The sequence below is a fragment of the Brucella sp. BE17 genome (assembly GCF_039545455.1).
GTDB lineage: Bacteria > Pseudomonadota > Alphaproteobacteria > Rhizobiales > Rhizobiaceae > Brucella.
In genome coordinates this window covers 2,029,367-2,041,397 of the sequence record NZ_CP154467.1, presented here as the reverse complement: position 1 = coordinate 2,041,397, position 12,031 = coordinate 2,029,367, and the positions used below count along the sequence as shown (strand labels likewise).

The window sequence follows — 12,031 nt, the reverse complement described above, 5'->3', positions numbered from 1 at the left end:
GATAATGCTCCAGTCATTTTCAACGCATAATCCGGCCCTAAAGCTCCTGCACGATTATGCTCTCATCCGAATTCGCGGCACATTCGCCGCGATAGCGATGCAAAAGCAGCGCCCTTTGAATGAAGCCTGCTGCCGCCTTCCCGCCCAGCACGGCTGCATGTATCACATTTCCGCCCCCAAATGCCAAATCCATTTCTTCTCCCGTAAAAAGAGAGAAGGAGGGGATGTCGGGGCCTTCCATATGAACGACCGCCCGACGGGCCTGATCGTGCTTGCGCACCCCGTCCGCCGCCGCTTCCTTGGCATGCAGCACCATCGCAGCAGCCCCGGTGCGGATCGCCTGATCCACCTTGGCAGAACCTGACACCACCGCGCCCGCCTTGCGTGCAAGCGCCAGACTGCCAAGTGCGGATTTCGCCAGCAACTGATCGACCAGCGCGCCAAGATCCGCCTGCGGTATTACACCTTCCTTCAACGCGCGTGCAAAAAGCTTGCGCTTGACCGCTTCATCCACCAGACGCCGCTCGGCCTTCACCCAGCAACCCCTGCCCGGCAGTTTTCTTTTCAGATCCGGCACCACAGAGCCGTCCGGACCTGCCACAAACCGGATCATGTCACTAGCAGTGCCGCTCTCGCGTGAAACGATACACATTCTATCGTTCATATCCTGTTCCACGCGCCGTTCCGGTCTCGCCATAGTCCCGATTTCTAAACTTTGAGCGGCCTATCAGAGGATAGGTCTCATCACAACACCAAACTCAATTCCAGCACGGGGCCAGCGCTTTGGTCCCGCGCGGGTCAGGTACAGAAGCCGCAAGCTTACGCCCATTTTGCAAAGAGCGTAAGAACCATGCAGCCCCCAAAACCCGCAAGACCTAGGAAACGACTTCTTCTTCGCCAGCTTCCACCTCGGCTTCGCCCTCTTGAGCTGCGGCAGCCAGTTCTTCCTCGGTAATCCATCCAGCCTTGAGGCGGGCTGCAATCACCATCTGCTCGGCATCGACGCGCGACACATCGAATGGCGTCAGCACACCAGCATGATTGACGGTTTCGCTTTCCTTGCGTTCGCGCCAGCCGACCAGATCATCGACCGCGTAACCCGCGAAATCCTCGATGTTCTTCACGCCGTCTTCACCGACCGCAACCAGCATCGCCGAAGTCAGCCCCGGCAGTTCGCGCAGTTCGTCTTCGACGCCCAGTTCCCTGCGGCGTGCATCGAGTTCACTCTCGATACGCTCCAGATATTCACGCGCACGATCCTGAATTTCGCCTGCCGTATCGTCATCGAAACCGTCGATAGAAGCGATTTCACCAGACTCGACATAGGCCAGCTCCTCGACCGAGGCAAAACCTTCAGAAGCAAGCACCTGACCGACCATTTCATCGACATTAAGCGCGTCCATGAACAGGTTCGAGCGCTCGGCGAATTCCTTCTGGCGGCGTTCGGATTCCTCATCCTCGGTGAGGATATCAATATCCCAGCCGGTCAATTGCGAAGCAAGGCGCACATTCTGTCCGCGACGACCGATCGCAAGTGATAGTTGGTCATTGGGGACTACAACTTCAATACGTTCCGCATCTTCATCAAGAACAACCTTGGCGACTTCTGCCGGCTGCAACGCGTTGACGATGAAGGAAGCCGCATCCGGTGACCATGGAATGATGTCGATCTTTTCGCCCTGCAATTCGCCAACCACCGCCTGAACGCGGGAGCCGCGCATACCGACGCAGGCACCGACCGGATCGATTGAAGCATCGCGGGAAACGACAGCTATCTTGGCGCGCGAACCCGGATCACGGGCCACAGACTTGATCTCGATGATGCCATCATAGATTTCCGGCACTTCCATGGTGAAGAGCTTCGCCATGAAGGAGGGATGCGTGCGCGACAGGAAAATCTGCGGACCGCGCTGTTCGCGGCGCACATCATAGACATAGGCGCGAATGCGGTCGCCATAGCGGAAGGCTTCGCGCGGGATCAGTTCGTCGCGGCGCACGATGGCTTCACCGCGTCCCAGATCAACGATCACGTTGCCGTACTCGACGCGCTTTACGCTACCATTGACGATTTCGCCGACGCGATCCTTATATTCGTCATACTGATGATCACGCTCGGCTTCGCGCACTTTCTGCACGATAACCTGCTTGGCGGACTGGGCAGCGATACGACCAAATTCCATCGGCGGCAGCTGATCGGCGATGAAATCGCCCACTTGCGCGTCCGGATTGCGATCACGTGCAGTGAACAGTGAAATCTGCGTGGCATAGTCCTCGACAGTCTCCACGACCTCGAGCAGGCGCTGAAGCTTGATCTCGCCCGACTTTGCATTGATGTCGGCGCGGATGTTGCTTTCCTGGCCATAGCGCGAACGCGCCGCCTTCTGGATAGCATCGGCCATGGCCGCAAGAACGATCTCGCGGTCAATCGACTTCTCGCGTGCCACCGCATCGGCGATCTGCAGAAGTTCCAGCCTGTTAGCACTGACTGCCATGGGTCTCTCCTTGGTGTCGCAACCGGCTTCTCCTTGCGCCGGCTGCCTGAATTCTATTTCTGGTCCGTTTCAGCTTCCGCCGTATCTTCATCACCCAGATCACCCCCGAGATCATCATCAGGAATGCGACCTTCGCGCAGAGCCTTGTCCTTGCGCAGCGCATCACGAATGAGATCATCGGTGAGAACCAGACGCGCATCGGCAATCAGATCGAAAGGAATGCGCACGACCGGATCATTGCCGTAGGAAATCTGGTCGCTTTCAATCGTCACCGATGCTGCATCGCCGACAACGATGCGACCGCGAAATTTCTTGCGACCTTCGTGCACGATCGACGTTTCAACGCGAGCAATATGACCGGCCCAGTCGGAAAAATCCGATTTGCGCACCAGGGGACGGTCGATACCCGGCGAGGAAATCTCAAGATGATATTTGCCACTAAGCGGGTCTTCGACATCGAGAACAGGCGCAACCGTACGGCTCAACAATTCACAATCCTCAACCGTCATGGTGCCGTCGGGCCGTTCCGCCATGATCTGCAAGGTCTGGCCGTTCAGCCCTGAAAGCCGCACACGCACCAAACGAAAGCCAAGCGTATTGATCACAGGCTCCACGATGCCTGCCACTTTGGCGTCGACACCTGTTTCACGAATGATGCGCTCATCCGCATCATTCGCTGCTGCTTCATTGCCTTCAATCTGCTGCGTCAAGCCGATAAAACCTCATTTTAAGGGTCGCAGGTAACAAAAAAGAGCGGGACCGGAGGGACCCACTCTTGTTCACCTGACCAAGAATTTGACATTTATATACCAGCGGACGCAGGTTTTTTCAAGACCGCAATTCGGTTCCGTTTCAAAGCCGGATGAAAGTCAGATAAGCGGCAACCCGGCCCTCGCGAAATGCCTTGGCTTCATAGCGGGTGCCGGGCCAGCCGTCATAGGCTTCTGCCCAGTCGGATGGGCCTTGCGCCTGCCACTCGAAGGCGGGATGCCTGCGGCAATGCTGCAGCGTCCAGTTGACATAATGCTCGATATCAGAGGCAAAGCGGAACTTCGCACCAGGTTTGAGCACGCGCGCAAAACGGTCGAGATTGGCGTCACTCACGAAACGGCGTTTCCAGTGACGGCGCTTGTGCCACGGATCGGGATAAAAAAGATCGATCCCGGAAAGCGAGGCATCGGGAAGCCAGTCGAGAACGGCCGTCGCATCTTCATCATAAAGGCGCAGATTGGGGCGCGAAGCCTGATCGAGGGCTGCCAGCATCTTGGCCATGCCATTGATGAAAGGTTCGATCCCGATAAAGCCGGTTTCCGGGTAGCGCCCACTCTCATGATGCAAATGCTCACCACCGCCAAAACCGATTTCAAGACGGACGGCCTCGACCCGAATATCATACAGGCTTCTCAAATCCTGAGGCGCAGGCGCATCAAGATTGAGCTTTAGGCGCGGCAGCAAATCGCCGAACAGATCGTTCTGATGCGGACGAAGCGGTTTGCCGTGACGGCGACCGTAAAAATTTCCGGCCGCGCGTGTTGGATGGTTTTCATCACTCATAATGGCCAATCGAACAGAAAGAGCAGCCTTCAAGTTGCCTGATCATGCCGCAAGAGCGACCTTCAGGGCCTTAGTCAGATCGGTTTTTTCCCAGGAGAAAGAACCGTCACGGCCCGGCTTGCGGCCAAAATGGCCATAAGACGAGGTTTTGGCATAGATCGGCTTGTTAAGATCGAGGTGCTTGCGAATACCGGTCGGCGACAGGTCCATGACCTCGCGCAAGGCCTTCTCGACGGCAGCTTCTGCAACCTTGCCGGTGCCGTGCAGATCGACATAGACCGACAGCGGTTGCGCTACGCCAATGGCATAGGAAAGCTGGATCGTGCAGCGGTCTGCAAATCCGGCCGCAACCACGTTTTTGGCCAGATAGCGTGCGGCATAGGCGGCAGAGCGGTCGACCTTGGTCGTGTCCTTACCCGAAAAAGCGCCGCCGCCATGGGGGGCTGCACCGCCATAGGTGTCGACGATGATCTTGCGGCCCGTCAGGCCTGCATCACCATCCGGTCCGCCAATGACGAATTTGCCGGTCGGGTTGATGTACCAGTTGCAGTTGGCGGCAATCGGCAGCTCGCCAAGCGCTTCACGGATATAGGGTTCAACGACAGAACGTACCTTTTTTGAATCCCAGCTTGCATCCAGGTGCTGGGTTGAAAGTACGATCTGGGTGATTTCGGCAGCCTTGCCGTTTTCGTAACGTACAGTCACCTGGCTCTTGGCGTCGGGACCGAGCTTACCGGCGTCACCTTCGCCCTTATGGCGGGCTTCAGCGAGCTTTTCGAGAATCTTGTGCGAATAATAGATCGGCGCCGGCATGAGGTCTGGCGTCTCACGGCAGGCATAACCGAACATGATGCCCTGATCACCCGCACCTTCCTCACCCTGCCGGTCGGCGGCATTATCCACGCCCTGCGCGATATCGGCTGATTGCGGATGCAGCAACACATCGATTTTTACCGTTTTCCAGTGAAAGCCATCCTGCTGATAGCCAATTTCACGGATTGCCTTGCGGGCTGCCGAGCGGAAACGCGACGGATTGATGAGCGGATGCCCAGCCTCGTCGTGGGCGATTGAGCCGTCCTTGTTCTTCTTCAGGAACGTTTCTGGAACCCGCACTTCACCGGCAATCACCACGCGGTTCGTCGTGGCAAGGGTTTCGCAGGCGACACGGACAGACCACGGATCGACGCCGCTGCGGCGCGCTTCCTTATAGATCATGTCAACGATTTCATCGGAAATGCGATCGCAAACCTTGTCTGGATGACCTTCAGACACCGATTCGCTGGTGAAGAGATAAGAACTGCGCGACACGGGTAACCCCTCTTGAAAATCCAACGGCGCGAATGCTCCGTCATGGAAACACAGTAGCGCCCGGAACTGACCGGGCGCATGCATGTGTTAGCGAAATTGGGAATAAACCGTCAATGCAAATTCCTGCTCTACCAGCCCGCTCTTTGAAAATTTCGTTCCAAAGAGGCTTTTATTCGGTATCGGCAGCGAGCGATTTCACCAGATCGATTATCTTGCGGCGCACTTTCGGGTCCGAAATCTTGGTAAAAGCCCGTGTGAGCTGAACGCCTTCGTTGGAACTGAGGAAATCGACCACATAGGTCGCTTCATTGTCTTCGGCAAAGCCACTCGTGGACGTGTTGCCGGAACCCGGTGCATCGTCAAAGAAGAAGGAAACAGGAACATTGAGCACGGAAGAAATCGCCTGAAGTCGGCTGGCACCGACACGGTTGGTGCCCTTCTCGTATTTTTGAATCTGCTGAAAGGTAATGCCCAGATTCTCTCCGAGTTTTTCCTGACTAAGGCCCAGCATGTTACGGCGCAGCCGGATGCGGCTGCCGACATGCACGTCAATCGGATTCGGCTTCTTTTTATTTTCAACCATACAATTGTCACTCCTCGCGGCTGCGAGCTTTCATTCATACCCTGTTCAAACGAACGGGAACATCATTATGTTTTGGGAGGTAGTCTGGCGTATTCGCGCAAGGAAACGTCGCTGAGAGCTCATAACATATAAACAGAAATACCCTGTCAATTAAAACGCCTGTGGAATGATAATCGAAAGGCCACGCTAGCAGCCAGCAAGGTTAACAGCGCGATAACAGTCTGGAGAAAACCGGGCGCTTTTCCCCAGAATGGCACACGAGCTGGGGATAAGTCGGCATCGATCACACCAATCTCATTGAGTGTAAGATGAGTGGTGATTCGACCGTAAGCATCCGTAACAGCTGAAATACCGTTATTGGCCGCACGGATGAGCGGCAATCCCTGCTCGACGGCGCGCACCTGCGCCTGCCGGAAATGCTGGTAGGGACCGGGTGTATCGCCATACCAGGCATCATTTGTCACGTTGAGGATGGCATCCGCCTTCGGCCCACTGAAACCAAGCTCATCGGGGAAGATAGCCTCGTAACAGATAAGCGGCAGAAAATGGACATTGTTGTTGACCGCAACGGTATGACGCGAGGGGGCGGCAGTGAAACCGCCCGGCATTTCGACCACTTCCTGAAGCCCAAGCCTGCGCAATAGCCCCTCGAATGGCAGATATTCACCAAAAGGCACCAGATGCACCTTATCGGCGGAGCCGACGATCCTGCCCTCATTATTGATTGAAAGAATGGAATTATAATAGCGTGGCGCGTTGCCATCGGCAGAGATCTGTTCGCGCACAGCACCTGTGAGAAGAAGCTGTCCCGCCTGCAATGTCTCACCGATCCGTGTCAGTGCCGAAGGGGTCGATGAGAGAAGATAGGGCACCGCCGTTTCCGGCCAAACAATGACATCGGGGCGCGACTTGCCTTCCAATGGCGGACGAGCGGTCAATTCGATCAACCTGTCGAAGATCGAACGGCGCTCACTATTATCCCATTTCAACGCCTGCGCGATGGAAGGTTGCACGATGCGGATCGTTAACCCGCCTTTTTGCTCGCCAACGGCAGGTGCGCGCGACAGGGTCCATGCGCCGAAACCGACATGGGCAGCCGTAATCAGTGTCGCAAGCGCCAATCCGCACCGCGCAAACCGTCCGCCCGCAAAAAGCGCCGGGCTCGAAAAAACGAGGGTGGCCAAAGCGCTCATGCCGAAAAGACCAACCAAAGCGACAGACTGCATCAGAAGCGGCGTGGGCATTACAGCATAGCCGATAGCGTTCCAGGGAAACCCGGTCAGAAGAAAGGAGCGTAGCCATTCAGCAAGCGCAAAACCGAAGCTGAGCGCAAAGATGCGCCCAAGTCCGTCTGACCAGAGGCCACGCGCAACAAGAACGGCAAAAGCATAGAAAGTTGCGAGAAAGGCTGGCAGTCCAAGCACGGCCAGCGGCAAGGCCCAGGCAAACTGGTCCGCATCGACCAGAAGTGCCGTCCCGATCCACCAAAGACCCGAGACGAAATAACCGAAGCCGAACCACCAGCCGACCCGTGCTGCGGGAAAAAACCGCCTGATCGCTCCTGCATCCGGAGCAATTCGCACACCGTCAATAAGCCAGACGAGAACAGGAAAAGAAACGAAGCCCGCGAGCAGAAAATCATAAGGTGCCTGCGTCAGCGATGCGAAAGCACCACTCAAAAAAGCGACCAGCGCACGACGCCAGCCGCTTGAATAAATTATCCTGCCCGCGATTTTTTCAATCATCGGGCCTCTTTTGAACTTCCAAGCCCCTCGCCCGCAAATCTTGCTTCATTGTGCGCACCACCAGTGGTGTGGTCATGGCTGCGATCGCCCCCCGAAAGCGGCACGATGCGCACCTTCTTCACCCGGCGCGAATCGACTTCCAATACATGGAGTTCGTAACCGGGGATCGCCTGCACGACCTCGCCTGCGACCGGAATCCGGCCCAATACCGAGAAAATGAGTCCGCCAACCGTGTCGACATCCTCACCGTGCTCACCCGCCTCGAATGAGGGACCAATTTTTGTAGCCAACTCATCAAGATCGGCGCGGGCATCCACGACAAAAACACCGTCACCCTCTTTCGACAACATGATTTCTTCGTCATCATGCTCATCTTCAATATCACCGACAACCATTTCGACAATGTCTTCGAGCGAAACCAGTCCGTCGGTACCGCCATATTCGTCGATGACCAGCGCCATCTGGATATGCGCTGCCTGCATACGCGCCATGAGTCCACTCGCCATCATCGACGGCGGTACGAACAAAAGCTTACGCATGAGATCGAGTTCACCGATCGTTCTGGTGAGGTCAAGCCTGCTCATGTCGAATTCGATTGGCATTTGCGGATGGTCCGCATCGACCTTCTTCTGACGCGTCTGACGCGTGATATAATTGAGCACGTCGCGGATATGCACCATACCGCGTGGATCATCCAGCGTTTCGGCATAGACCGGCATGCGCGAATGACCGGATTCCTCAAAAAGTTCCAGCAATTCCCACAAAGGCGTCGAAACCTCGACGGCTTCGATATCGGCGCGAGGGATCATGACATCCTCGACGCGGATTTCACGCAGGCTCAGGATATTGTGCAGCATCGCCTTCTCTTCAGGCGAAAAGGCCTCATCTGGATGGCTTGCCGTGCTGGAAAGCGCGTCTGCCAGATCCTCACGCAGCGACGTTTGCTGGCGCGAGCGCATGAATGGGAAAATATTCGACAGGATCGAACGCTTCTCGGCCGCTACCGGCCGCTGCGTACTTTGCCCTTCGGCGTCCTGATTTTCGCCGCGATTATCACCGGCGGACGGGGGGTGTGATGTGTGATCAGCCATGGTCGTTCGTTGTTAAGGTCCTAATCGCATACAGCATAAGGGTCGGAGATGGCAAGAGCATGAAGGATCTGGCGCTCCCGACGCTCCATTTCCTCCGCCTCAATGTCCGTCTCATGATCATAACCCAGAAGGTGCAGAAATCCATGCACGATCAGATGAGTCAGGTGATTGTTGACAGGCTTGCCCTCGTCAGCGGCTTCGCGCTCGACGGTTTCATAGGCAATGACGATGTCACCGAGCATCGGACCCGGCTGGCTACCCGCCTTGACAGGAAAGGCGGGAAACGACAACACATTGGTCGCCTTGTCCTTGTCGCGCCATTGCGCGTTGAGAAGCTTTATCGAAGCGTCGTCGGTAAAGACGACACTCAATTCGCTTGGCATATGCTTGAGGTCCAGATTGGACCATGCCGCCTCGACAGCTTTTTTTACAAGGTCTTCAAGAACGGTTTCGTCTGGCCATGAACCGGCCTCGATCATGAGATCGATATCTATCGTGTTATCTGGCACTTGTAGTGGCGACCTCCCATTCGGGCAGGTCACATCATCCTTTCATTTGTGCAAAAGCCATCTGCCTGAAGGCAGACGGCGTCTTTTTAAATGCTTATGCCACGCCCAAATTGCAAGAGAACGGACTTTACGCCGGTTTTTTGCCGTCGCGGTCATAGGCCCCGACAATGGCTGCCACCAGCGGATGACGCACCACGTCTTTTTCGGTGAAGCGCACCTTGATAACACCCTCCACATCCTCAAGCACCCGAAGCGCTTCCACCAGACCCGATTTCTGACCGGGGGGCAGATCGATCTGGCTTGGATCACCAGTGACTATCATGCGTGATCCCTCGCCCAGACGCGTCAAAAACATCTTCATCTGCATCGAGGTGGTGTTCTGCGCTTCATCGAGAATAACCGCGGCATGCGCCAGTGTGCGCCCGCGCATGAAGGCAAGCGGCGCGATCTCAATCACACCGGCGATCAAGGCACGTTCGACCTTTTCCGCAGGCATCATATCGTAAAGCGCGTCATAAAGCGGACGCAGATAGGGATCGACCTTTTCCTTCATGTCACCGGGCAGGAAGCCGAGACGCTCGCCCGCCTCCACCGCTGGACGCGACAGGATGATGCGCTCGACAAGGCCGCGTTCCAAAAGCATCGCAGCATGCGCCACCGCCAGATAGGTCTTGCCGGTACCCGCCGGTCCGACACCGAAGACCAGTTCGGAGCGGTCGAGCGCACGCATATAGGCATCCTGCGTCGGCGTGCGGGCAAAGATCGTCTTCTTGCGCGTGGAAATCTGGGCAGCAGACAGCTTACCCTTGTTTTCCAGCGTCGGCAGGCTCAACTGATCGTCAGCGGCGATTGCCATGCGCAATGCACCATCAACGTCGGATACGCTCAGCTCATGGCCCTTCTGCACGCTTTCATAGAGATGATCGAGCGCACGGCGTGCCTGTTCGGTAGCCACTGCTTCGCCCCGGATCGACAGTTGATTGCCCTTGGAGCGGACATCGACACCAAGCTTTTGCTCGATACGGGCCAGATTCTCGTCGAACTGGCCGTAAAGCGCGCTCGCAAGACGGTTATTGTCGAAGGTAAGCACGATGTGGGCCATGTCTGAGGCCCCCGCCGATGATTTTTCCGGTGAGTTGTTCGCCGGTTCGATCACCGGAGTTTTTTGCGCCGGTTTATTTTGCGTATGACTGGTTGGCTTTGCAGATTTTTGGGCAGACTTCTGGGCAGACTTCAGCTTTTCCGTAGCGCTCAACCGTATCTCCTTAAAAGGTTCACGCATTGCAAACAAAATTGCGACAGCATTCTCGGCAAGAGACTCACGCGCCGAAACATCTGCCTGTTAACCATCATGCATTCAGGGCAGTTTTTGCGCAATAAGACTATTGGTGCCGGTAGCGTAAATTTTCACAGGAATAATATCACCGACCACATTGCTGCAGTTTTCTACAACTGCGGGCAGAAGCCAGGGCGAACGACCCATCATCTGCCCCGCCTCGCGGCCCGGCTTTTCAATGAGCACATCCATCTCGCGTCCGATCATCGAATTCTGGAACGCATATTGCTGCTCGGCCAGAAGCGCTTGCAACCGTTGCAGCCGTTCGTCCTTGACCGATTCTTCAACGTGATTAGCAAGATCGGCACCGGGCGTTCCCGGACGCGGCGAATACTTGAACGAATAGGCCTGAGCGTAATGAACCTCGCGCACAAGCTGCATCGTATCCTCGAAATCCTGATCCGTTTCACCGGGAAAGCCGACGATGAAATCGCCCGACAGCGCCATATCGGGACGGACACCACGAATACGCTCAATGAGCCGCACATATTCATCAGCCTTGTGGCGGCGGTTCATGGCCTTGAGAATGCGGTCGGAGCCTGACTGCACAGGCAGGTGCAGATAGGGCATCAATTGCCGCAAATCGCGGTGCGCGGCAATCAGGCTGTCGTCCATGTCGCGCGGATGGCTGGTCGTATAACGCAGCCGCGCCACACCGGGAATGCGGGCGAGACGAAACAACAATTCACCCAGGCCCCATTCGCGGCCATCATCGCCCGCGCCGTGCCAGGCATTGACGTTCTGGCCCAACAGGGTCAATTCGCGCACGCCGCTATCGGCGAGGCGTTCGGCTTCCGCCACGATCTGCTTCACACTGCGCGAGACTTCCGATCCGCGCGTATAGGGCACGACGCAGAAAGTGCAGAATTTATCGCAGCCTTCCTGCACCGTCAAAAATGCGGAGACGCCGCGCTTGCGGACCTCTTCGCGTTTGGGCGCAGGCAGATGCTCGAACTTATCTTCGAGCGCATAGTCTGTTTCGACCACTTTTTCGCCGGAGCGAACCCGCGCCAGGGCATTGGGCAGGCGGTGATAGGTCTGCGGGCCGATGACCAGATCGACATTGGGCGCACGGCGCAGGATTTCCTGTCCTTCGGCCTGTGCGACACAACCGGCCACACCGATGGTCAGCTCTCGCCCATCAGCCTGACGTTTGTCCTTCATCTTGCGCAGGCGGCCCAGCGCCGAATAGAGCTTTTCCGATGCCTTTTCGCGGATATGGCAGGTATTGAGCAGCACCAGATCGGCATCATCCGGCGTATCGGTCGCGACATAGCCGTCCGCGGCAAGGCTATCGGCCATGCGCTGGCTGTCATAGACATTCATCTGGCAGCCATAGGTTTTGACAAAAACCTTGCGCGTGTTGTTGCCTGCCGGTGCTTTCTGGATATCGGTTCTATTTTCGCTCATGCG

General features: G+C 56.4%; 10 protein-coding genes and 1 pseudogene. All 11 read right to left on the bottom strand.

Going from position 1 to position 12,031, the window contains the following annotated elements; all coding sequences use genetic code 11:
• Positions 1–37 precede the first annotated feature (37 nt).
• The 11 genes and pseudogenes from AAIB41_RS09930 to miaB all read right to left on the bottom strand — a co-directional run bounded on the left by AAIB41_RS09930 (position 38) and on the right by miaB (position 12,028).
• Positions 38–697, bottom strand: coding sequence for an RNA-binding protein (locus tag AAIB41_RS09930; protein WP_343313162.1), 660 nt, complete (start codon positions 695–697; stop codon positions 38–40).
• A gap of 178 nt (positions 698–875) precedes the next feature.
• Positions 876–2,492 (bottom strand): transcription termination factor NusA, encoded by a 1,617-nt coding sequence (gene nusA / locus AAIB41_RS09925; RefSeq protein WP_343313161.1) that lies wholly within the window; start codon positions 2,490–2,492, stop codon positions 876–878.
• Positions 2,493–2,545: 53 nt separating this feature from the next.
• Positions 2,546–3,202 carry a ribosome maturation factor RimP gene (gene rimP, locus AAIB41_RS09920; protein ID WP_343313160.1) on the bottom strand — a complete coding sequence of 219 codons (657 nt, stop codon included), beginning with the start codon at positions 3,200–3,202 and terminating at the stop codon, positions 2,546–2,548.
• Positions 3,203–3,344: 142 nt separating this feature from the next.
• Entirely contained in the window at positions 3,345–4,046 is a 702-nt protein-coding gene (locus AAIB41_RS09915) for a tRNA (guanosine(46)-N(7))-methyltransferase TrmB (RefSeq protein WP_343313159.1), read from the bottom strand.
• A gap of 42 nt (positions 4,047–4,088) precedes the next feature.
• Positions 4,089–5,354, bottom strand: coding sequence for a methionine adenosyltransferase (metK, locus tag AAIB41_RS09910; protein ID WP_343313158.1), 1,266 nt, complete (start codon positions 5,352–5,354; stop codon positions 4,089–4,091).
• A 169-nt stretch (positions 5,355–5,523) separates the two neighbouring features.
• Positions 5,524–5,937, bottom strand: coding sequence for a helix-turn-helix domain-containing protein (locus tag AAIB41_RS09905; RefSeq protein ID WP_343313157.1), 414 nt, complete (start codon positions 5,935–5,937; stop codon positions 5,524–5,526).
• A gap of 146 nt (positions 5,938–6,083) precedes the next feature.
• Entirely contained in the window at positions 6,084–7,682 is a 1,599-nt protein-coding gene (lnt, locus tag AAIB41_RS09900; protein ID WP_343313156.1) for an apolipoprotein N-acyltransferase, read from the bottom strand.
• 92 nt (positions 7,683–7,774) lie between these two features.
• A pseudogene (locus tag AAIB41_RS09895) lies at positions 7,775–8,773 on the bottom strand (hemolysin family protein); the annotation flags it as partial.
• Positions 8,774–8,793: 20 nt separating this feature from the next.
• Positions 8,794–9,282, bottom strand: coding sequence for an rRNA maturation RNase YbeY (gene ybeY / locus AAIB41_RS09890; RefSeq protein WP_343313155.1), 489 nt, complete (start codon positions 9,280–9,282; stop codon positions 8,794–8,796).
• 127 nt (positions 9,283–9,409) lie between these two features.
• The gene (locus AAIB41_RS09885; RefSeq protein ID WP_343313154.1) at positions 9,410–10,384 is read right to left on the bottom strand and encodes a PhoH family protein; all 975 of its coding nucleotides are present in this window, start codon (positions 10,382–10,384) and stop codon (positions 9,410–9,412) included.
• Positions 10,385–10,639: 255 nt separating this feature from the next.
• A complete protein-coding gene (miaB, locus tag AAIB41_RS09880; RefSeq protein ID WP_343313153.1) occupies positions 10,640–12,028 on the bottom strand; it encodes a tRNA (N6-isopentenyl adenosine(37)-C2)-methylthiotransferase MiaB in 1,389 nt (462 codons plus the stop codon).
• Positions 12,029–12,031: the final 3 nt, after the last annotated feature.

Excerpts from the sequence above, each read along its gene's own strand:
- AAIB41_RS09930 (WP_343313162.1), bottom strand. The coding sequence starts at position 697 with ATGGCGAGACCGGAACGGCGCGTGGAACAGGATATGAACGATAGAATG.
- nusA (WP_343313161.1), bottom strand. The coding sequence starts at position 2,492 with ATGGCAGTCAGTGCTAACAGGCTGGAACTTCTGCAGATCGCCGATGCG.
- AAIB41_RS09915 (WP_343313159.1), bottom strand. The coding sequence starts at position 4,046 with ATGAGTGATGAAAACCATCCAACACGCGCGGCCGGAAATTTTTACGGT.
- AAIB41_RS09905 (WP_343313157.1), bottom strand. The coding sequence starts at position 5,937 with ATGGTTGAAAATAAAAAGAAGCCGAATCCGATTGACGTGCATGTCGGC.
- lnt (WP_343313156.1), bottom strand. The coding sequence starts at position 7,682 with ATGATTGAAAAAATCGCGGGCAGGATAATTTATTCAAGCGGCTGGCGT.
- AAIB41_RS09885 (WP_343313154.1), bottom strand. The coding sequence starts at position 10,384 with ATGGCCCACATCGTGCTTACCTTCGACAATAACCGTCTTGCGAGCGCG.
- miaB (WP_343313153.1), bottom strand. The coding sequence starts at position 12,028 with ATGAGCGAAAATAGAACCGATATCCAGAAAGCACCGGCAGGCAACAAC.